This window comes from Pseudonocardia sp. EC080619-01, assembly GCF_001420995.1.
In the GTDB taxonomy this organism is placed as follows: Bacteria; Actinomycetota; Actinomycetes; order Mycobacteriales; family Pseudonocardiaceae; genus Pseudonocardia.
In genome coordinates this window covers 4,112,667-4,132,343 of the sequence record NZ_CP012184.1, presented here as the reverse complement: position 1 = coordinate 4,132,343, position 19,677 = coordinate 4,112,667, and the positions used below count along the sequence as shown (strand labels likewise).

Sequence of the window (19,677 nt, the reverse complement as noted above, 5' to 3'; positions counted from 1 at the left end):
CGCCGGGCCCGGGGCTCAGACCCGGATCGACAGGGCGGTGCGGACGAGGTCGTCGTTGCCGGTGGCCAGCCAGCCGTCCGGCCGGACCAGGACGTCCTCGAAACCGATCCGGGTGTCGATGTTGACCCGGGTCGCGTACTCCAGGACCGGCCAGGCGCCCTCCTCCTCGCCGTGCAGCAGCACGGGGACCGGGGGCTGGCCGAGCGCACGCAGGATCCGGATGCCCTCGGCGACGGCGGTCTCCGGGTCGATGACGGTCGACTCCGCGATCACCCGCCGGGTCCCGGGCGGGAGGCCGTTCTGGCGCAGGGTCACCGCGTCGCCGCTGGTCCAGACACCCAGCTCGACGGCGATGCCGACCGACCAGGCGGCCCGGCAGACGTCGGTCCAGCCGAGCTCGTGCACGTTGACTCCGCACACGTCGGGCTTGCCGGAACCCAGCCGGCCCCAGGTCAGGACGGTCTCGACGCGGTCGTTCGGGTCGGGCTGGATCCAGCGGCCGGTGGGCACGCCGATCTCGATGCCCGGCGCCTCCTGCCGGATCAATGCGACGACGTCGCCGACGACGGAGGGGTCGTTCGTCTCGGAGCCGGAGTCGTCGCGCGGGTGGACGTGCACCGAGGTGACACCGAGCCGGGCCACCGCACGGGCGTCGCGGGCCAGGTGGCGCGGCAGCACCGGGAGGGCGGGATGTGCGTCCGCCGGTCGTGACCCGTTGAGAGCCGCCTGCAACACCGGAGATTCCGCCTTCCGTTCGCCACCCGGCCGGACACCCGGCCTGCTCCGAGAGTAGGTGCTGCGGGCCGGACGGGGGCGGTCGGACGCGCCCGGCCGGAGGGCCGGTCGCCGTCCGGCACGCCGGCCGCGCCGGACGGGAACACGCCCGGTGAGCGGCCGGTCACGCGGGTCGCGCCGCGACCGGCGCGACGACGGCCGCGGTCGCCCGGTCGCGATCCGCCCAACGTGCCGGTCACTCGGCACCGGGCTGCCGGGCGGCGCCCCGGGTCACCCGGCGGAGGCGTGTTCCCGCGCCGCGTCCGGGCCGCGGTCGAGCAGGATCCGGAAGCCTGCCTCGTCGAGCACCGGGACGCCCAGCTCCGTCGCCTTGTCGAACTTCGACCCCGGGGCCTCCCCGGCGACGAGGAACGCGGTCTTCTTCGACACCGACCCGGCGGCGCGCCCGCCGCGGGCCATGATCGCCTCCTTGGCCTCGTCGCGGGACCACGTGTCCATCGACCCGGTGATCACGATCGACAGGCCCTCCAGGAACCGCGGGACGGAGTCGTCGACCTCGTCCTCCATCCGCACACCGGACGCCCGCCACTTCTCCACGACCTCGCGGTGCCAGTCGACGGAGAACCAGTCCCGCACGGCGGCGGCGATGGTCGGGCCGACGCCGTCCACCCCGGCGATCGGGGCCAGTGCCTCGGCGACGGCCTTCGCGCGGGCGCGCACGGCGGCCCGCTCCTGCTTCTCCGCGTCGGCGACGGCGGCCTCGGCGTCGCCCTCCGCCTCGGCCGCGGCGCCCGCGGCGGACGGCCCGTCGCCACCGGCCGCAGCGGGGGCCTCGTCCGCGGGGGCGTCGCCGGCGGGGACCTCGTCCGCTGGGGCGTCGCCGGTGGGGGCCTCGTCCACGGCGGCGTCGCCGGTGACCGGGACGGCCGGTGCTTCCTCGCCCGCGGAGCCGTCCGAGACGATCTCGACGCCGGCCGCCTCGGTGTCCTCCTTCGCCCGGGCCGCGGCCTGCTCGAGCGCCTCCATGGAGCCGAACTCGCGAGCGAGCGCCTGGGCGGCGGTCGGGCCGACGTGCCGGATCGAGAGCCCGACCAGCACCCGCCACAGCGGACGGTCCTTCGCGGCCTCCAGGTTGGTGAGCAGCTTGCGGCCGTTGACCGTCAGCTCGCCCTTCTGGTTCCGGAACAGGTCGGTCCGCAGCAGCTCGTCCTCGGTGAGGGAGAAGACGTCGCCCTCGTCGGTCAGCACCCCGGAGGTGAGCAGCGCGACGGCGGCCTCGTAGCCGAGCCCCTCGATGTCGAACGAGCCCCGCCCCGCCACGTGGAACAGCCGCTCGCGCAGCTGCGCCGGGCAGGACCGGGCGTTCGGGCAGCGACGGTCGACGTCGCCCGCCTTCTGCTGCACCAGGGCGGTGCCGCACTCGGGGCAGTGCGTCGGCATCACGAACGCCCGCTCGGAACCGTCGCGGACGTCGGTGACCGGCCCGAGCACCTCCGGGATCACGTCCCCCGCCTTGCGGATGACCACCCGGTCGCCGATCAGCACGCCCTTGCGGCGCACCTCGTCGGCGTTGTGCAGGGTCGCCATCTCGACCGTCGACCCGGCGACCTTGACCGGCTCCATCACCGCGAACGGGGTGACCCGCCCGGTCCGCCCGACGTTGACCCGGATGTCGAGGAGCCTCGTGGTCGCCTGCTCCGGCGGGTACTTGTAGGCGATCGCCCAGCGCGGGAACCGCGACGTCGCGCCGAGCCTGCGCTGCAGCGCGACCTCGTCGACCTTGACCACGACGCCGTCGATCTCGTGCTCGACGTCGTGCCGGTGCTCGCCCCAGTGCTCGACGAACTCCACCACCTTCTCGATCCCCCGCAGCACCCGCGTGCGCGGCGAGATCGGCAGGCCCCAGGCGACCAGCGCGTCGTAGGCCTGGGACTGGGTGACCGGGGTGAACCCGTCCCGCCGGCCGATCCCGTGGCAGATCAGCCGCAGGTTCCTCGACGCGGTGACCCGCGGGTCCTTCTGGCGCAGCGACCCGGCCGCGGTGTTGCGGGGGTTCGCGAACGGCTCCTTGCCCGCCTCGACCAGGGAGGCGTTGAGCCGGTCGAAGTCCTCCAGCCGGAAGTAGACCTCGCCCCGGACCTCGACCAGGGCCGGCACCGGGAACTCGTCGGTCCCGGTGAGCGTGACCGGCACCTCTCCGAGGGTGCGCATGTTCAGCGTGATGTCCTCGCCGGTGCGCCCGTCGCCCCGGGTCAGCGCGCGGGTGAGCGTCCCGCCCTCGTAGAGCAGGTTCACCGCCAGCCCGTCGATCTTGAGCTCGCAGAGGTAGTGCAGGTTCTCGCCGACCTCGCGGGTGACCCGTTCCTGCCAGGTCCGCAGGTCGTCGGCGGAGAAGGCGTTGTCGAGCGAGAGCATCCGCTCGAGGTGGTCGTGCGCGGTGAACTCGGTGGAGAAGGTGCCGCCGACCTTCTGGGTCGGCGACTGCGGCGTCGCCAGCCCGGGATGGGCGTCCTCCAGCCCGAGCAGCTCGTGCCAGAGCTCGTCGAACTGGCCGTCGGACACGACGGGCGCGTCCAGCACGTAGTACCGGAACTGGTGGTCGGCCACCTCGGCGGCCAGCTGCGCGTGCCGCTCGCGGGCCTGCTCGTCGGTCTGGGAACTCACGCTGAGCAGGTTAGCCGCGGGGTACGACAGTCGTGCGTGCTCGCGCGCGCCCGACCGTGCGAACCTACGGTGGCCCCATGGACGAGGCCGCCGTGGAGCTCGCACACCGGATGTTCGACCTGGCCCGGGAGGGCGCGGGCGACCGGCTCGCGGCCTATCTCGACGCCGGCGTGCCGGTGGAGATCACCGACCCGAAGGGCGACACGCTGCTGATCCTGGCGTCCTACTACGGCCACGACGCGATCGTCGCCGATCTCCTGGGCCGGGGTGCCGATCCCGGCCGCACCAACGACCGCGGGCAGACCGCGATCGCCGCGGCGCTCTTCGCCCGCTCGGCCCCGTCGGTGACGGCGCTGCTCGACGCCGGCGCCGACCCGCACCACGGCAGTCCGTCCGCCTGGGAGACCGTGGAGCACTTCGATCTCCCCGAGATGCGGGAGCTGCTGGGAGCGAGGCTTGACACTTAGGTCAGGCTTACCTAATGTCCGCGGTGTCGCTTCGTGGTGGGAGCGGCGCGTCAGTTCGGGACGGACGGCCCGGTCGCACTCGTGCGGCCGGGCCGTCGAACCGTCGGGGGGCGGCCCCACACTGTGCCCGTGCTGAGACTCGGGTTCCCCGTCGTCGGCGTCGCCGACCTCGACCGCGCCGCCGCGTTCTGGTCGGCCGCGCTCCACCTCACCGTCGCGGACGAGTGGTCGAGCGACCGCTGGCGCACCCTCACCACCCCGGACGGCGACCGGGTGCTCGGTCTCATGCGCAGCGACTCGCCACCGGAACCGCGACCCCGCCTGCACCTCGACCTGCTGGTCGACACCACCACCGAGCAGGACGACGAGGTCCGGCGACTGGTGGAGCTGGGCGCGACACTGCCGGCGTGGGACGGCTACCCGGCGGAGCCCGACTTCGTCGTCATCGCCGATCCGGAGGGCAACGTGTTCTGCGTCGTGGACCTCAGCCGGGCGCCGTCGTCGGGCTGATGCGGCACGCACCTATCCTGGAACGGTGACCGACCCGCAGGACGCCCACGTCATCGGCGAGACCGCGCGCCGGCGCACCTTCGCCGTCATCTCCCACCCCGACGCCGGCAAGTCCACCCTCACCGAGGCCCTCGCCCTGCACGCCGAGGTCATCGACTCGGCGGGCGCGGTGCACGGCAAGTCCGGCCGCAAGGGCGTGACGTCGGACTGGATGGAGATGGAGCGGGCCCGCGGCATCTCGGTGTCGTCGGCGGTGCTGCAGTTCGCCTACCGCGACTGCGTGATCAACCTGCTCGACACCCCCGGCCACGGCGACTTCTCCGAGGACACCTACCGGGTGCTCGCCGCCGTCGACGCCGCGGTGATGCTGCTCGACGCGGCCAAGGGCCTCGAACCGCAGACCCTCAAGCTGTTCGACGTCTGCCGGTCCCGCGGCGTCCCGATCGTCACCTTCGTCAACAAGTGGGACCGGCCCGGCCGGGAGGCCCTGGAACTGCTCGACGAGGTCGAGCAGACCATCGGACTGCGCCCGATGCCGCTGACCTGGCCGCTCGGGATCGCGGGCCAGTTCAAGGGGCTGATCGAGCGCGACACGGGCGCCTACACGGCCTTCACCCGTGCGGCCGGCGGGGCGACCAAGGCGACCGCGACGGCCGTCGACACGGACACGATCGCCGCGCAGGAGCCGGAGTACTGGCAGGCCGCGCAGGACGAGCTGGGGCTGCTCGACGAGATCGGCGCGACCTGGGACGAGAAGGACTTCCTCTCCGGGGCGGCGACGCCGGTGCTGTTCGGGTCGGCACTGTCGAACATCGGGGTGGCCCGGCTGCTCGACTCGCTCGTCGATCTCGCGCCGGCACCGGCGGCCCGGCCGGACGTCGACGGCGAGGACCGGCCGCTGAGCGCCCCGACCTCCGGGCTGGTGTTCAAGGTGCAGGCCGGGATGGACAAGGCGCACCGGGACCGGATGGCGTTCCTGCGGATCTGCTCGGGCCGGTTCGAGCGCGGCATGGTGCTCACCCACGCGACGACCGGCAAGCCGTTCGCCACCAAGTACGCGCAGTCGGTGTTCGGTTCCGAGCGCAGGACGGTCGAGGAGGCGTTCCCGGGTGACATCGTCGGCCTGGTCAACGCGACCGCACTGCGCCCCGGCGACACGCTCTACGCGTCAGGGCCGGTGGAGTTCCCGTCGATCCCCGCGTTCGCGCCGGAGCACTTCGCGGTGATCCGTGCCAAGGACGCCGGCAAGTACAAGCAGTTCCGCAGGGGCATCGAGCAGCTCGGCAACGAGGCCGTCATCCAGATCCTGCGCTCGGACCTGCGCGGCGACCAGGCGCCGGTGCTCGCGGCGGTCGGACCGCTGCAGTTCGACGTCGTCACCGGCCGGCTGGAGACCGAGTTCAACGCGCCGGTGCTGCTGGACCGGCTGCCGTACCAGATCGCGCGGCTCACCGAGCAGGCCGCGGTCGACGCGCTGTCGTCGCAGTCCGAGTGCGAGGTGCTGCGCCGCGACTCCGACGGCGAGTACCTGGCGCTGTTCAGCAACAAGTGGCGGATGGACATCATCCAGAAGAAGTTCCCGGACCTGCGGTTCGAGGCGATGCCGGCGGGATCGTCGATCTCCTGAGCCGGTCCCGCCGGCACCCTGCGCTCACGCCGCGAGGACGAAGAACTCCAGCGCGTTGCCGTCCGGGTCCTTGAACGACAGCCCCAGCCCGTAGTCCGCCTCGGTGATCCCGTCGTGGGCGATGCCGGCGGCGTCGAGGTGGTCCCGCCACTGCTCCAGCTCGGACCGGTCGCCGACGCCGAAGCCGACGTGGTCCATCCCCGGACGAGACGGCGAGAACGAGTCCCCGCCGTCGACGTCGTCGTGCCGGGTCAGGCCGAGCAGCTGCCCGGACGGCAGCGCGAACACCCGCCGGTGGAACGGCCCGTCGGACAGTGTCATGGCCGGCTCGGCGCCGATCAGCTTCACGTACCACGGCTCGCTGACCCGCAGGTCGGTCACCGACAGGGCGAGATGGTGGATGGCGGGGAACTCGGGCACGGCGGCCTCCCGGGTCGGTCGTGTGTCAGGACGTGCCCGACCCGGGTGCCCGGAGCCGCCGCAGATCACTCGCGCACCACCGGATCGGCGCCCGCGCACCCCGCGGCGACGTCAGGGGGCGTGGCAGGTCGGGGGCGCGCAGGCAGGGGTGCCCCCCATGTACTGGGCGACGACCGGGACCGGCCCGGTGAGCGTCGTGATCACGAAGGCGGCCAGCCAGATCAGCCCGCCGGCGAGCCCGGCGACCGAGACGCCCGCAGCGGAGATCGCGGCGCGGTTCGCCCGTGCACTCCCGCGGGTCGCGCCGATCGTGCCGAGGACGAGCCCGGCGAGCGTCAGGACGACACCGGCCGAGACCAGCGCCAGCCCGGTGACGGTGAGCGGGGCGACGATCGAGTACGCCACGGCGATCGCGACGAAGACGGCGCCGAGGACCCCGAGCACGAGCGCCGACACCCCGAGACCGCCGCTCGGTGTGGCGGACGGTCGTGGGGCGGAGGGGCGGTCGTGCGGCATCGGCACAGGATCGGGCCCCCACCCCGTCCACCGCTGGCCGCGACCGCGGAGATCCACAGTTCTGGGTACGCCCCGGCGCGGGTGAACCGATCCACCGTCCCGAGGGGAGTGCCCGATCGCGGGCGCCCGCCGGTCCCCGGGCCTACGGTGACGGCATGACCTCCACCGCCGAGAAGGCGTCCAGGCTGCAGGAGCTGCACGCCGCACCGGAGCTGCTGCTCGTCGTCAACGTGTGGGACGCGATCACCGCCAGAGTCGTCGCGGACACCCCCGGGACGACGGCGCTCGCGACCGCCAGCCACGGCATCGCCGCGGCGCACGGCTACGAGGACGGCGAGAACATCCCCCGTGACGAGATGATCGCCGCCGTCGGGCTGATCGCGAGGACCGCCGGTGACCTGCCGGTGACCGCCGACCTGGAAGCCGGCTACGGCGACCCGGGTGGCACGGTGGCCAGGGCGATCGACGTCGGCATCGTCGGTTGCAACCTCGAGGACCAGGTCAAGCCGCTCGCGGAGTCGGTGAAGGCCGTCGAGGCGGTCGTCACCGCGGCCGAGAAGGCGGGCGTCGACTTCGTGCTGAACGCGCGCACCGACGCGTTCCTGAAGGCAGGCGACAAGGATCCGGAGGCCGTGCTGGCCGACGCGATCGAGCGCGGGAGGGCCTACCTCGACGCGGGCGCGTCGAACTTCTTCGTGCCCGGCAAGCTCGACGAGACCCAGGTCGGGCGCCTGGTCGAGGCCCTCGGCGAGCGCAGGGTCAACCTGATCGGCATCCCCGGCTCGATCCCGCTGAAGACCGCGCAGGAGCTCGGCGTGGCGCGCGTGTCCTACGGGCCGTGGAGCCAGAACGTCGCGCTCACGGCACTGGCGAAGCTCGCCGAGGACGTCTACGACGGCGGCGGCCTCCCCACGGACACCCGCAAGCTGAACTGAGGCGCTCCGCGCTCGTGAGTGGTTGTCGTGGCTCTGGCCACGAAAAGCACTCACGAGCGGCGAAGCCGCCTACATTGTCGGCGCGGCGGCGTTCGAGGGCGTCACCTTCTGCGCCACGATCGCGTCGAAGTTGCGCTTGATGTACTCGCCGGAGCGCTGGGACAGCGCGCCGATCGTGCTCGTCGGGTTGACGGCGGCGCCGGTGGTGAGTGTGCTGCCGTCGACGACGAACAGGTTCGGCACGTCCCAGGTCTGGCACCACTTGTTGAGCACCGAGTCGCCCGGGTCGTTGCCCATCCGGCAGGTCCCCATCAGGTGCCAGCCCGGCGGCGGGTAGAGCACCCCGGTGTCGTTGGTCTCGACCGCACCGACCGCGCGGGTGGCCTCGAAGATCTTCTCGATGCCGTACTGCGCGAGCGCGACGTCGTTCGGGTGCAGGTCGTAGTCGACGTGCGCGGCCGGCAGCCCGGACGAGTCCTTCACGTCCGGGTCGAGGGTGACCCGGTTGGTCTCCACCGGCAGGTCCTCACCGAACATGAAGACCATCAGGTGGTTGGCGAAGTGCGAGTCGAAGAACTCGCGGTGCGTCGCACCCCACGGTGCGGTGTAGCCGGTGTGCGTGCCCATCGCGGCGTAGGCCGGTCCGAAGCTGCGTGCCACCTGCATGCCGAATCCGTTGACGAATCCGCGGCTCATGTCCGTGTGGTAGAACTCGTGCGAGTACAGCGGGGCGCCGAAGCTGCCCTTGAAGCCCTCGATGGGCTCGTCGAACCACGAGTCGCAGAACGCGAAGACGTGGTGCATCAGGTACTTGCCGACGATCCCGTTCGAGTTGGCCAGCCCGTCCGGATGTCCCTTCTGGGCGCTCTGCAGCAGCAGCCGGGGCGACCCGATCCCGTTCGCCGCCAGCACGACGATCTTCGCCCGGATCTCGTGCCGCTGACCGGTGTTCCGGTCGAGGTAGGTCGCGCCGGTCGCGCGGCCGCCGGCGGCGTTGATCGTCTCGACGCGGGCCATGGTGCGCAGGTCCGCCCCGTGCCGGATGGCGTAGGGCCAGTGCGCGTTGGCCGGTGTGGACAGCGAGCCGGTCGGGCTGCCGGACAGCTCGTTGCCCATGGCCGCGTCCGCCTCGCGGTTCTCCCGCGGCCTGGTGATGATCGCGTTGTCCGACGGCCACCAGTGCCAGCCGAGGTCGCGCGAGGCCTTGGCGTACTTCAGCCCGAGCTTGCCGGGCAGCACGCTCGGGTCACGGACGGCGTTCTTGCGGTCCGGGTAGGACGGGTCGCCGATCAGGCCGGAGATGCCGTAGATCTCGTCGTTCTCGTCGTAGAACGGGGCGAGGTCCTCGTAGCTGATCGGCCAGTCGATGGTGCCCTCGAGGCCGTGCTCGGTGCCCTTGCGGAAGTCGACCGGCTTGTACCGGGGCCAGTGCCCGGCGTAGTGCACGGTCGAGCCGCCGACGTTGTTCATCATGTACGGCGTCGTGGTCCCGGTGACCGGGTAGTCCTCGGGCAGCTGGCGCACGTTGGGGTCGTAGGCCCATCCGCGCTGCTTCTCCAGCTCCCACTCGTCGTGGTAGTGGGGGTGCTCGCCGGGCTTGATCCACGGGCCCTGCTCCAGGCAGACCACCTTCATGCCCGCCTTGGCGAGCTTCAGCGCGATCCCGGCGCCGCCGGGGCCCGCGCCGATGACCAGGACGTCGGTCTCCTCGTATCCGGTCATGGTCGTCTCCTCACTTCGTCCAGGTGAGCTGGGACAGGTCGACGCGGGTGACCTGCTCGGTCTCCAGGTACTCGCCGTGCTCGCTGGCCTGGGCGAGGGTCTCGGAGTCCCAGGGCTCGGTCGTGGCGAGATAGCCGTAGGGCAGCGGCGGGCCGTGGTAGTCGCGGCCGGCGGGCAGGTTGCGCCGGATCGCCAGCGTCACGACGGGCCGGGAGTAGTAGCCGTAGTAGACGAGCGCCCGCAGCTGCTCGAACAGCGGGTCCTCCGCCTCCTCCAGCGCCGCGACGGCCGCGGTGCGGGCGGCCGCGTCACCGTCCACGAAGGACTGTCCGAGCCGGTCCAGACCCGCCTTGAAGTCGTCCTCCTCGGCGAACGGGAAGTGCTTGTTCCGGTAGCCGGTCGGCGTCACGTAGCGGCCGACGAAGGCCACGAGACCGACCTCGCTCGCCGTCGGCCAGGCCGGGTCCGGCGGGATGACGGTGTCGGCCGCCGCGTCGATCACCGCGGCCTGCAGGTCGCTGAACGCGATCGGCTGCTCCAGGCCACCGAGGCGCGGGCGGCCCGACTCGAAGTAGCCGCCGCCCTCGCCGGGTTCGAGGGTCGTCCCGGGGGCCCCGAACGGGGCGGGCTTCTCGCCCAGTGCGTCGTTCACGATGTCCTCCTCATCGTCGGGAAGCGCGTCACAGGGGCGCGCCGGCCCAGTCGGTGCCCGCGCGCAGCGAGTCGTCGAGATTGATGCTCACGTGCTTGACCTGGGTGTAGCCGTGGACGGCCTCCAGGCCCTCCTCGCGGCCGGTGCCGGACTGCTTGTGCCCGCCGTGCGGGGTCATCGGCAGCTCCCCGAACCAGTCGTTGATCATCACTCCGCCGACCTGCAGCCGCCGCGCCGTGGACAGCAGCCGCTTCACGTCCGAGCCGAGCAGCACCGCGAACAGGCCGTAGATGCTGTCGTTGGCGGCCTCGACCAGCTCGTCCTCGGTCGTCCAGGTGTGCACCGACGCGACCGGGCCGAAGATCTCCTCCCGGGCGATCCGGGCGTCGTGGGCGACGTCGACGAACACCGTCGGCTCGACGAAGTAGCCGCCGTCGCCGACGCCGTCGGGGCGCCCGCCGCCGTAGTGCAGCGTCGCCTCGGACTTGCCGATCTCGATGTAGGAGCGGACCCGGTCGTACTGCTTCTGCGAGACCAGCGGGCCCATCTGGGTGCCGTCGGCGAACCCGTCGCCGACCTGCGTCTGGTCGAGGCGCGCGGTGAGCCGGGTGAGGAACTCGTCGCGGACGTCGGCGTGCACGAACAGCCGGGTCCCGGCGACGCAGACCTGCCCGGTGTGCGAGCAGAACCCCTGCACCGCGGCCTCGACGGCGTCGTCGAGGTCGGCGTCCGGGAACACGACCGTCGGGCTCTTCCCGCCGAGCTCCAGGTTCACCTGCGCGACGTGGTCGGCGGCCAGCTTCGCGACCGTCTTCCCGGTCTCGGTGGAGCCGGTGAAGGTGATGCCCGCGACGTCCGGGTGCGCGGCCAGCGAGGCCCCGGCCTCGGTGCCGTAGCCGGTGACGACGTTGAACACGCCGTCCGGGAAGCCCGCCTCCTTGACCAGCTCGGCGAACTTGAGCGCCGACAACGACGTGTCCTCGGCCGGCTTCACCACGCAGGTGTTGCCCAGCGCCAGCGCGGGCGCGCAGGACCGCACCATGATCAGCAGCGGGTAGTTCCACGGCACGATGTGCGCGGTCACGCCGAGCGGCTCGAGGATCGTGAAGGACAGCTTGTTGCCCGGTACCTCGATGGTCCGCCCGCCGACCTTGTCGGCCAGGCTGGCCCAGTAGTCGAGCCACAGCGGGATCGCGCCCATCAGCTCCTGGGCCTTGGCCAGGTAGTGCCCGGAGTCGAGCGCCTCCAGGCGGGCGAGCTCGTCGGCGTGCTCGGTGACGAGCGCGGCCAGGTTGCGCAGCAGCGCGGCGCGGGCGATCGCGTCGGTGAACTGCCACTCGACGGCGACCCGCTTGGCCGCGGCGACCGCCCGGTCGACGTCCGTTCCGTCGGCCCGCGGTACCTCCGCGATGGTGCGGCCGGTGTTGGGGTCGACGGTCGGGAACGTGGCCCCGGCGGCCGCCGGGACGAACTCGCCGTCGACGAACATCGCGGCCCGGTCGGCGGTGCGGGCGTCGGCGTCGAGGGTGAGGGTGTGCGGGGTGGACATACGACCTCCTTGTCGGTGTGTTCGGTGCTGCCGGCGGTGCTCAGCGCTTCGTGTGGGCGCGCTCGTCGATGACCCGGCGGGCCTTGTGCTCGCTGCGTTCGAAGGTGTCGGGGGCGACCACCTCGACGCCGACCCGCAGGCCGACGACGCGCTGCAGCCCGTCGGAGGCCACGCGGACGAACTCGTCCGCGCCGGACCCGCACTCCGCGCGGACGACGATCTCGTCCATCGACCCGGTGCGGGTGACGAGCACCCGGTGCTCGCCCGCGTAGCCGCTGACCCCGCGGAGGACGTTGTCGATCTCGGTCGGGTACACGTTCTCGCCGCGGATGTGGATCATGTCGTCGATCCGGCCGTAGACCCCCGCGGGGAGCCGCGGGTAGGTGCGCCCGCAGCCGTTGGTGCCCATCTCCCAGCGGGTCAGGTCGTTCGACGCGAGCCGGATCATCGGCTGCGAGGTGCGCTCCAGGTGGGTGTAGACCGGAGTGCCCTCGCCGCCGTAGGGGACGGTGCGGAAGCTCGCCGGGTCGCAGACCTCGTGCCACACGATGTCCTGCCAGAGCAGCATCCCCTCCGGGGAGCCCTCGGTGGCCGACGCCGACATGAACGGCGTCATCTCCGCCATCGTCCCGCAGTCGACGACCCGGGTGCCGAACGCGGACCCGATCGCGTCGCGCACCGCGGGGACCGACGCGCCGGGCTCGCCGGAGAAGAACATGACCTCGATGCCGAACTCGCGCGGGTCGACCTTCTCCTGCTGGGCGACCTCGGCGAGGCGCAGCGCGTACGACGGCGTCGAGTAGAACGCCTTCGGACGCGTCCTGGCCAGCCACTGCACCGCCCGCGCGGTCATCCCCGACGCACCGGCCCCGTAGGGAAAAACCTTGCAGCGCAGGCGTTCCGCACCGGACATCGCACCCCAGGAACCGAGGTAGAGCGAGAACAGCGCGGAGACGAAGACGGTGTCGCCCGGCCGCACCCCCATCCCCCAGAGGATCCGGGCGTGGTTGTCGGCGATGACCTCCCAGTCGCGGCGGCCCATCGCGAACGCGGTCGGCGTCCCCGTGGTCCCCGAGGTGCCGTGGATGTGGTGCAGCTCGGAGTCGTCGACGCAGACGTAGTCGCCGAAGGGCGGCGCGTTCTCCTGCGAGGCGCGCAGCTCCTGCTTGGTGACGACGGGGACCTGCTCGAACGCCTCCCAGGTCGTCACGTCGCGGACGTCGAGGCCGGCGGCGTCGTACTTGCGCCGGTAGAAGGGCGAGGTGTCGTAGGCGTAGCGCAGGACCTCCTGCAGCCGGACGAGGACGGCGGCGTCGCGCTCGGCCGGGTCCATCGTCTCGCGGTGCGGGAACCAGTAGGGGCTGTCCCGGTCCGGCAGGTACGACTGGTCGTAGCCGGCCGGGAAGTGCCACTCCTCCATCTGTCCCATCAGGGCTCCCTCCGCTTCACCTCGGCGTCGTTCCAGGGGGTGAGGGCCTGGTAGTCGGGGACCCAGCCCAGGCCCTTGCCCGCGTCCGGGGACGGGGCGTCGCGGCTGGTCACGACGTCGATCACGGCCGGTGCGTTCGCCAGCGCACGTTCCAGCGCGCCGGCCATCTCCCCGGGCTCGGTGACCCGCTCCCCGTGCGCACCCAGGGCGCGGCCGAGCGCGGCGTAGTCGTTGCCGTCGAGCTCGGTGCCGACGACGAGGCCGTAGTTCTCGGCCTGGTCGTAGCGCTCGATGTTCCAGGCGGCGTTGTTGGAGACGATCACGACGATCGGCACGCCGTGCCGGACCGCGGTGTTGACCTCCATCGCGTTGATCCCGAACGCCCCGTCACCGGTGACGGCGATCGCCGGCCGGTCGGGGTTCGCCAGTGCCGCGGCGATCGCGAACGGGACGCCGACGCCCAGGCAGCCGAACGCGCCGGCGTCGAGGTAGCGGGCGACGGACGGGACGCCGAGCCGCGCGAAGCTGAGCAGGTCGCCCCCGTCGGCGACGACGGTCGCGCCGTCGAGGTCGAGGTCGTTCAGCGCGGCGAAGATGTGGTTCGGGTGCATCCGTCCGTCGCCGCCGGGCGGGGTGGCGGCGAGCGCGTCGCGGTAGCCGTCGAACCGTTCGAGGTGTGCCTTGCGCAGGCCGTCCCGCCAGGTGGTGTCCGGATCCGGCCCGGCCGCCGCGGCGAGCGCGTCGAGGGTGCTCCCGACGTCGGCGAGGATCTCGACCTCGCCGCGCCGGTTGTCGTGCAGCTCCCCCGCCGAGTCGGAGACGCGGACCCACCGCGCGTCCGGGAACGCGGCCGGGGACCCGAAACCGAGCTGGTAGTCGAGCTGGCGCCCGACGGTGACGACCAGGTCGGCCTCCCGCATCACCCGGCTCCGCAACGCCCCGACGACGGCCGGGTGACCGGGCGGGACCAGCCCGCGTCCCTCCTGGGTGTCGAGGTAGGCGGCGCCGGTGGCGTCGAGGAACCGGACGAGCTCCTCGGGCGCGGTGCGCGCTCCGCGCCCGGTGATGACGGCGGGCTTCTCGGCGCCGCGCAGCAGCTCGGCGACGGCGGCGACGTCGTCGGGGTGCGGCAGCGAGCGGCGGCGCCGGGGTGCGCGCAGGTGCTCGTCGAGCACGACGGCGGGCGGCACCGTCTCCCGCAGCACGTCGGTCGGGATCTCCAGGTAGACCGGCCCCGGCTCGGCGGCGTCGCCGGTCGCACGGGACCAGCCCTCGTCGAGCTCGCGGAGCACCTCGTCGCCGACCCGCAGGGTGCGGCTCTGCCGGGTGACGGGCCGCAGGATCTCGGTGTGCGGGATGTCCTGCAGCGGGTGCTTGTTGGCCTGCGGCCGCGGCGGGCAGCCGCCGAGCAGCAGGAGCGGGATCCGCGAGACGGACGCGTTGGCGACCGCGGTGACGGTGTTCGTGACACCGGGCCCCGCGGTCGCCAGCGCGATGCCCATCTCGCCGGTGAGCTCGGAGTGGGCGTGTGCCATGTGGACGGCGGCGGCCTCGTCGCGGACGTCGACGATGGCGACCCCGAGCCGGGCGAGCCGGTCCCAGATCGGCTGGATGTGCCCGCCCTGCAGTCCGAAGACGCGGCGCACCCCGCGGTCGTACAGGAACCGGGCCACCAGTGCAGCGACGGTGGACGGATCTTCCTCGGTCATCGATCAGCCTCCTCGGGCGGCATCGACCGGGTGACGTACGACACGCACTATGCGCATACTGAATTCAGAAGTCAACCGGAAGCGGATCATGAACGCCCACCCGGTAATCTGAAGTGGTTGCCCACCAGGGGAAACCGGACGACGTGGAAGGAGGCCGGCCCGCCGTGACGGCCCTGCCCGCCCCACCCTCACGCGTCCAGCAGGTCTACGACGCGATCGTCGACGACATCTGCACCGGGCGGCTCACACCGGGCACCCCGCTACGGCAGGAGCACCTCGCCGAGCGCTTCTCGGTGTCCCGCCAGCCGGTCCAGCAGGCACTGTTGCTGCTGCGCAACCAGGGCATGCTGCGCGACTTCGGCCGTCGCGGTCTCGAGGTCGCGCCGGTCGACGCCGACTTCGTCCGCCACCTCTACGGACTGCGCGCCGTGCTGGACGGCTACGCCGCCCGCAGCGCCTCCGGACACCTGTCCGCGGAGGAGGCGTCGCGCGGGTTCGCCCTGGTCGCAGAGGGTCAGGCGGCGGACCGCGAGAAGAACTACGCGCGGATGGTGGCCGCCGACATCGACTTCCACCGGTTCGTCACCGAGCACTCGGGCAATCCCCTGCTCGTCGAGAGCGCCGGCGTGATCTGGCGGAACGTCCAGCGGGTGATGGGCGAGCTGCTGTTCCGCGGGAGCGCGCCGAAGTGGGTCTGGGAGGACCACGCCGCGATCTTCTCCGCGGTCGTCGCGGGCGACGGCGACCGGGCCGAGCGGCTCGCCCGCGAACACGCCGAGCACGGCGAGACGCTGATCCTCGACGCGCTCGGCGAGTCCGGCGACGCCGGCTCCGGCCGGGCCGCGGGCACCGCCTCCTGACGATCGTCCACGCGGAGCCGTCGTCGCCCTTCGCGTGACTAGTGAATTCAGAATGCCCGATGGCGCTCGCTGTCGTTACTCTCTCGGTGCCGAGGAGCCGGCCATGCCAGCACGGCCCGACCCCACCCGAGCGTCGTCCGGGGCCGACCGCGCCCCCCGACGGCGTCGCCGACCTTGCGCGGCGCGTCAGCTCCCGGCGCCGAACCCGGCGGGGGGCACCTCGTCCGGGTCGGCGAAGGCCCGGCCCAGCTCGCGGGACAGGGCGAGGGCGCGGCGGGCCCACTCCGGCGTCGCACCGGCCAGGCCGCAGGCCGGGGTCGGGACGGCCAGGCGCGCGAGGCGCGGCCGGTCGAACCCGAGCCGGTCCGCAAGGTCGTACCCGGTGCGGGCGAGATCGCCGATGACCGGCTCGCGGACCGGCGCGGTGCCGGGCAGCAGACCGAGCAGCAGCGGGGTCCCCTCGTCCCAGGTCTCGCCGATCGCGTCGAGCGCGCGGGGTTCCGCGGTGGTCCCGGCGAACGCGGGCCGGGTCGCGTCGATCCCGACGGCGGCGACCCCGGCGCCCGCCAGCAACCGGATCGGCGGACGGTCCGCGCAGCAGTGCACGACGACCGGGGCGTCGATGCCGGTGACGAGCTCGCGCAGGAGGTCCTGCGCGTCCGGCGCGGGCACCGAGCCCACGGTGCCGTAGCCCGACGCGGTCGGCAGCGACCCGGCGAGCACCGCGGGCAGCCCGGGCTCGTCCAGCTGGACGACGACGGACGCCCCGGTCCGCGCCGCGACCTCCGCGACGTGCGCGCGGAGCCCCTCGCCCAGGCTCGCCGCGAACTCGCGCACCGCGCCGCGGTCGGTGAGGACCCGGTGCCCGGACGCCAGCTCGACCGCGGCCGCGAGCGTCCACGGCCCGGTGGCGGAGACCTTCACCCATGCGGGACGGCTGCGGTCGCAGGCGTCGCCGAACGCGTCGAGATCGCCCGCCATCAGGTCCCGGGCCCGCCGAAGGTCGCGGCCCTGCCGAGCGGTGACCCGCCAGCCGGTCGGGACGACCTCGACGGCCAGGTCCACGAGCAGCCCGGCGGTCCGTCCGACCATGTCCGCCCCGACCCCGCGGGCCGGCAGCTCGGGCAGCGCGGGGAGGTCCGGCGTCTCGCCGGTGACCAGCGCGGACGCCTCCCGCGGATCGGCCCCCGGCAGCGACCCGACGCCGGTCCCGATCCCCTCGGGCCACAGCGCGCGCGGGGCGTCGGGCAGCTCGGGTTCGTCGCTCACGACCTCGATGCGGGGTTCGGGCGGCCGGGTCTCACCGGGTCGCACGTCGCCCAGCCCGGCGGCGGCGAGCGCGGCGGCCAGCGGGTCGTCGGTACTCACGGATCCAGTCTCCCCCGCGGCGGCGACGAGGAACCCGTGGGGTGGCGTGGCGCGCGGGTTCGCGTGACACCCCGCACCGTCGCCCACCACCGGCACCTTCTGTGGATTCGCTTCCTCGGGCAGCGATCTGCCGGAGGAAGCACCGGGTGTCCATCGACGGAATCGCTGCCCGAGGAAGCGAATTCACGAGGGGTACACCCCGGGCTGGTCGCTGGTCGCTGGTCGCGAATCGGTCGGAGGGGCAGCGCGGGCCCGCCGAGCCCGGCACTGACAGCTCCCCTTCCACGAGATCGCTGCCCGAGGCAGCGATTTCACGGAGGGTGTACCCCCGACCTCGCCGGGCAGCTGTGCCGCCGCCGGTCGGCGGCGGCGCCCAGGCTGCAGCGCTCAGCCTGCGGCGGTCAGCTCGAACACCGGGTGGCGGGGCGCCGCGGCGGCGACCTCGGCCTCGGTGGAGCCGGCGGTGATGTCGTCGAACAGGAGCCCCGCGCCGCGGCCGAGGCCGCGCACGTACGCCTGCAGGACCGGGACGGCCGCCTCCACACCCTGCTCGACGGCCCGGACCCGTTCGGGCTCGCCACCGGCGCGCAGTGCGGCGACCCCACCGGCGGCGCGCAGGTTCCGCACCCAGTCGGTCTCCCCGCGCGGGGAGATCAGATAGCGGCGGCCGTCGATCGTCACCGGGGTGAGCGGGACCGTGCGGACCCGGCCGGTGACCCGGCCCGGCACGGCGAGCACGACCGCTCCGCCGACCGGGGCGCCGCGCTCGGCCAACGCCGCGACCACCGGGTTGAGCAGGCGCCGGGACAGGAGACCGGGTGCGCGGTAGTGGTGATCGCCCATGGCCGCAGCGTCCCACCGATCCGCGACGGGCGCGCGGTCTCAGGGGCCGGCGAGCACGAAGACCGGGTGCCGGTGCGCCGCGGCGGCGAGCTCCTCGTCGGAGGAGTCCGCTCCGACACCGTCGAAGAACGCGCCGACCTCCCACGCCCAGCGGCGCAGGTACTCGCGGAGCACCGGGACGACAGCGGCCGGGTCGGTCAGCTCGGTCGCGGTGATACGCTCGGACCGGCGCCCGACGGTCAGCTCCGCCTCCCCCGCGACGCGGAGGTTCCGCACCCACTGCGTCTCGCCGCGGGCCGCGACGAGGTAGCGGGCGCCGTCGAGGCGCATCGGGTTGACCGGGACCGTCCGGACCTCGCCCGAACGACGCCCGCGGACACCGAGCACCGCCGAGCCGGCGAGCGGGATCCCGAGCCGGGTGAGTCCCGCGACCAGCGGGTTCATCACGTAGCGGGTGAACCGCCCGGGTGCGAGGTAGTGACCGTGAGAGCACTGATTCGTCATGAGAGCAGTGTTCTCCCATCGGCACACAAAAGCAAGAGCAGTGCTCTCGTCGAGAGGAGGGGACTCAGGAGGTGGCGGTGATCGTCGCGCTGCCCAGGACGACATCGCCGTCGTCGTCGGGGCGGTAGAACGCGACGGCCTGGCCCGGCGCGACCCCGCGCAGCGGCTCGGCCAAGGCGATCTCGACACCGTCCACGCCGTCGTCGCCACGACCGGACGGCGTCACCTCGGCGGGAGCGATCCCGCCGTGCGCGCGGACCTGGACGACGCAGCCGAACGGCCCGTCCGGAGCGCCACCGGAGGTCCAGACCGGGCTGCGGGCGGTGATGCCGGAGACGTCCAGCGCGGACTCGGGCCCGACCCGGACGGTGCCGCTGACCGGCTCGATCCCGAGCACGTAGCGGGGACGGCCGTCGGCGGCGGGACGGTCGATGCCGAGCCCCTTGCGCTGCCCGACCGTGAAGCCGTGCACACCGTCGTGACTGCCGAGGACGTCGCCGGTGCCGGCGTCGACCAGCTCGCCCGGCTGCGACCCGAGCCGCTCGCGCAGGAAGCCCTGGGTGTCTCCGGTCGGGATGAAGCAGATGTCGTGGCTGTCCGGCTTGCCGGCGACCCGCAGCCCGAGCCGCTCGGCCTCGGCCCGGATCTCCGGCTTGGGGGTGTCCCCCACCGGGAACATCGCGTGCCGCAGCTGGTCCGCGCGCAGCACCGCGAGGACGTAGGACTGGTCCTTGTCCGCGTCGGCCGAGCGCCGCAGCGACGGCACCGCCGGGTCGAGCCGGGCGTAGTGACCGGTGCAGACGGCGTCGAACCCGAGCGCGAGCGCCTTGTCGAGCACGGCCGCGAACTTGATCTTCTCGTTGCAGCGCAGGCACGGGTTCGGCGTCTCGCCCGCGGCGTACGCGGCGACGAAGTCGTCGACCACGTCCCGGGCGAACTCCTCGGACAGGTCCCACACGTAGTACGGGATGCCGAGCACGTCGGCGGCGCGCGCGGCGTCCGCCGAGTCCTCCTTGGAGCAGCATCCGCGGGAACCGGACCGCATCGCGTCGCGGGTGCGGGACAGCGCCAGGTGCACCCCGACGACGTCGTGCCCGGCGGCGACCGCACGCGCGGCGGCGACCGCGGAGTCGACACCGCCACTCATCGCAGCGAGGACCCGCATCG

The 19,677-nt window shown here is 73.2% G+C and carries 18 protein-coding genes; 5 read left to right on the top strand and 13 right to left on the bottom strand.

What is annotated here, in order from left to right; all coding sequences use genetic code 11:
• Positions 1-15: 15 nt before the first annotated feature.
• Together AD017_RS19345 and ligA are read right to left on the bottom strand one after the other, a co-directional pair.
• A complete protein-coding gene (locus AD017_RS19345) occupies positions 16-735 on the bottom strand; it encodes a 3-keto-5-aminohexanoate cleavage protein (protein WP_029239444.1) in 720 nt (239 codons plus the stop codon).
• Positions 736-1,005: 270 nt separating this feature from the next.
• Positions 1,006-3,399, bottom strand: coding sequence for an NAD-dependent DNA ligase LigA (ligA, locus tag AD017_RS19340; RefSeq protein WP_227012783.1), 2,394 nt, complete (start codon positions 3,397-3,399; stop codon positions 1,006-1,008).
• 77 nt (positions 3,400-3,476) lie between these two features.
• Here ligA and AD017_RS19335 point away from each other — a divergent pair, with 77 nt between their 5' ends.
• The 3 genes from AD017_RS19335 (at position 3,477) to AD017_RS19325 (ending at position 6,003) form a co-directional block, all read left to right on the top strand.
• Positions 3,477-3,866: an ankyrin repeat domain-containing protein gene (locus AD017_RS19335; RefSeq protein ID WP_010242047.1), complete on the top strand. Its 390-nt coding sequence runs from the start codon at positions 3,477-3,479 to the stop codon at positions 3,864-3,866.
• 129 nt (positions 3,867-3,995) lie between these two features.
• Positions 3,996-4,376 (top strand): VOC family protein, encoded by a 381-nt coding sequence (locus AD017_RS19330; RefSeq protein WP_060576484.1) that lies wholly within the window; start codon positions 3,996-3,998, stop codon positions 4,374-4,376.
• A gap of 25 nt (positions 4,377-4,401) precedes the next feature.
• A complete protein-coding gene (locus AD017_RS19325; protein ID WP_060575029.1) occupies positions 4,402-6,003 on the top strand; it encodes a peptide chain release factor 3 in 1,602 nt (533 codons plus the stop codon).
• A 24-nt stretch (positions 6,004-6,027) separates the two neighbouring features.
• Here AD017_RS19325 and AD017_RS19320 read toward each other — a convergent pair whose 3' ends face one another.
• Positions 6,028-6,423 carry a VOC family protein gene (locus AD017_RS19320; protein WP_060575028.1) on the bottom strand — a complete coding sequence of 132 codons (396 nt, stop codon included), beginning with the start codon at positions 6,421-6,423 and terminating at the stop codon, positions 6,028-6,030.
• Between the two features lie 111 nt (positions 6,424-6,534).
• Positions 6,535-6,939, bottom strand: a complete 405-nt coding sequence (locus AD017_RS19315) for a hypothetical protein (RefSeq protein WP_145982539.1) — start codon at positions 6,937-6,939, stop codon at positions 6,535-6,537.
• A 155-nt stretch (positions 6,940-7,094) separates the two neighbouring features.
• Between AD017_RS19315 and AD017_RS19310 the strand changes: the two genes are divergently transcribed.
• Positions 7,095-7,874, top strand: coding sequence for an isocitrate lyase/phosphoenolpyruvate mutase family protein (locus AD017_RS19310; RefSeq protein ID WP_060575026.1), 780 nt, complete (start codon positions 7,095-7,097; stop codon positions 7,872-7,874).
• A 69-nt stretch (positions 7,875-7,943) separates the two neighbouring features.
• Here AD017_RS19310 and AD017_RS19305 read toward each other — a convergent pair whose 3' ends face one another.
• Genes AD017_RS19305 through AD017_RS19285 form a run of 5 tightly spaced genes read right to left on the bottom strand, consistent with a single transcriptional unit; the run spans position 7,944 to position 14,935 of the window.
• The gene (locus AD017_RS19305; protein WP_060575025.1) at positions 7,944-9,596 is read right to left on the bottom strand and encodes a GMC family oxidoreductase; all 1,653 of its coding nucleotides are present in this window, start codon (positions 9,594-9,596) and stop codon (positions 7,944-7,946) included.
• A gap of 10 nt (positions 9,597-9,606) precedes the next feature.
• A complete protein-coding gene (locus tag AD017_RS19300; protein ID WP_010242542.1) occupies positions 9,607-10,248 on the bottom strand; it encodes a gluconate 2-dehydrogenase subunit 3 family protein in 642 nt (213 codons plus the stop codon).
• Between the two features lie 28 nt (positions 10,249-10,276).
• Complete coding sequence (locus AD017_RS19295; protein WP_060575024.1) at positions 10,277-11,797, bottom strand: aldehyde dehydrogenase; 1,521 nt, start codon at positions 11,795-11,797, stop codon at positions 10,277-10,279.
• A gap of 40 nt (positions 11,798-11,837) precedes the next feature.
• Entirely contained in the window at positions 11,838-13,226 is a 1,389-nt protein-coding gene (locus AD017_RS19290) for a phenylacetate--CoA ligase family protein (protein ID WP_139323948.1), read from the bottom strand.
• On the bottom strand, positions 13,226-14,935 hold the full coding sequence (locus tag AD017_RS19285) for a thiamine pyrophosphate-binding protein (protein ID WP_060575023.1): 1,710 nt from the start codon (positions 14,933-14,935) through the stop codon (positions 13,226-13,228). The genes AD017_RS19290 and AD017_RS19285 overlap by 1 nt, the downstream gene beginning before the upstream one ends.
• A gap of 164 nt (positions 14,936-15,099) precedes the next feature.
• Between AD017_RS19285 and AD017_RS19280 the strand changes: the two genes are divergently transcribed.
• Positions 15,100-15,795: a GntR family transcriptional regulator gene (locus tag AD017_RS19280; protein ID WP_010242538.1), complete on the top strand. Its 696-nt coding sequence runs from the start codon at positions 15,100-15,102 to the stop codon at positions 15,793-15,795.
• A gap of 186 nt (positions 15,796-15,981) precedes the next feature.
• Here AD017_RS19280 and AD017_RS19275 read toward each other — a convergent pair whose 3' ends face one another.
• The 4 genes from AD017_RS19275 to mnmA all read right to left on the bottom strand — a co-directional run bounded on the left by AD017_RS19275 (position 15,982) and on the right by mnmA (position 19,675).
• Positions 15,982-17,163 carry a methionine synthase gene (locus tag AD017_RS19275; RefSeq protein ID WP_227012782.1) on the bottom strand — a complete coding sequence of 394 codons (1,182 nt, stop codon included), beginning with the start codon at positions 17,161-17,163 and terminating at the stop codon, positions 15,982-15,984.
• Positions 17,164-17,550: 387 nt separating this feature from the next.
• Positions 17,551-18,006 (bottom strand): nitroreductase/quinone reductase family protein, encoded by a 456-nt coding sequence (locus AD017_RS19270; protein WP_060575022.1) that lies wholly within the window; start codon positions 18,004-18,006, stop codon positions 17,551-17,553.
• A gap of 39 nt (positions 18,007-18,045) precedes the next feature.
• Positions 18,046-18,510, bottom strand: a complete 465-nt coding sequence (locus tag AD017_RS19265; protein WP_060575021.1) for a nitroreductase/quinone reductase family protein — start codon at positions 18,508-18,510, stop codon at positions 18,046-18,048.
• Between the two features lie 64 nt (positions 18,511-18,574).
• Positions 18,575-19,675 (bottom strand): tRNA 2-thiouridine(34) synthase MnmA, encoded by a 1,101-nt coding sequence (gene mnmA, locus AD017_RS19260; protein ID WP_010242534.1) that lies wholly within the window; start codon positions 19,673-19,675, stop codon positions 18,575-18,577.
• Between the last annotated feature and the right edge of the window lie 2 nt (positions 19,676-19,677).

What these genes read in the sequence shown, in the direction of transcription:
- AD017_RS19290 (WP_139323948.1), bottom strand. Translation starts at nt 13,226, where the DNA reads ATGGGACAGATGGAGGAGTGGCACTTCCCGGCCGGCTACGACCAGTCG.
- AD017_RS19315 (WP_145982539.1), bottom strand. Translation starts at nt 6,939, where the DNA reads ATGCCGCACGACCGCCCCTCCGCCCCACGACCGTCCGCCACACCGAGC.
- AD017_RS19305 (WP_060575025.1), bottom strand. Translation starts at nt 9,596, where the DNA reads ATGACCGGATACGAGGAGACCGACGTCCTGGTCATCGGCGCGGGCCCC.
- AD017_RS19265 (WP_060575021.1), bottom strand. Translation starts at nt 18,510, where the DNA reads ATGACGAATCAGTGCTCTCACGGTCACTACCTCGCACCCGGGCGGTTC.
- AD017_RS19310 (WP_060575026.1), top strand. Translation starts at nt 7,095, where the DNA reads ATGACCTCCACCGCCGAGAAGGCGTCCAGGCTGCAGGAGCTGCACGCC.
- AD017_RS19270 (WP_060575022.1), bottom strand. Translation starts at nt 18,006, where the DNA reads ATGGGCGATCACCACTACCGCGCACCCGGTCTCCTGTCCCGGCGCCTG.
- AD017_RS19335 (WP_010242047.1), top strand. Translation starts at nt 3,477, where the DNA reads ATGGACGAGGCCGCCGTGGAGCTCGCACACCGGATGTTCGACCTGGCC.
- AD017_RS19285 (WP_060575023.1), bottom strand. Translation starts at nt 14,935, where the DNA reads ATGACCGAGGAAGATCCGTCCACCGTCGCTGCACTGGTGGCCCGGTTC.
- AD017_RS19295 (WP_060575024.1), bottom strand. Translation starts at nt 11,797, where the DNA reads ATGTCCACCCCGCACACCCTCACCCTCGACGCCGACGCCCGCACCGCC.
- mnmA (WP_010242534.1), bottom strand. Translation starts at nt 19,675, where the DNA reads ATGCGGGTCCTCGCTGCGATGAGTGGCGGTGTCGACTCCGCGGTCGCC.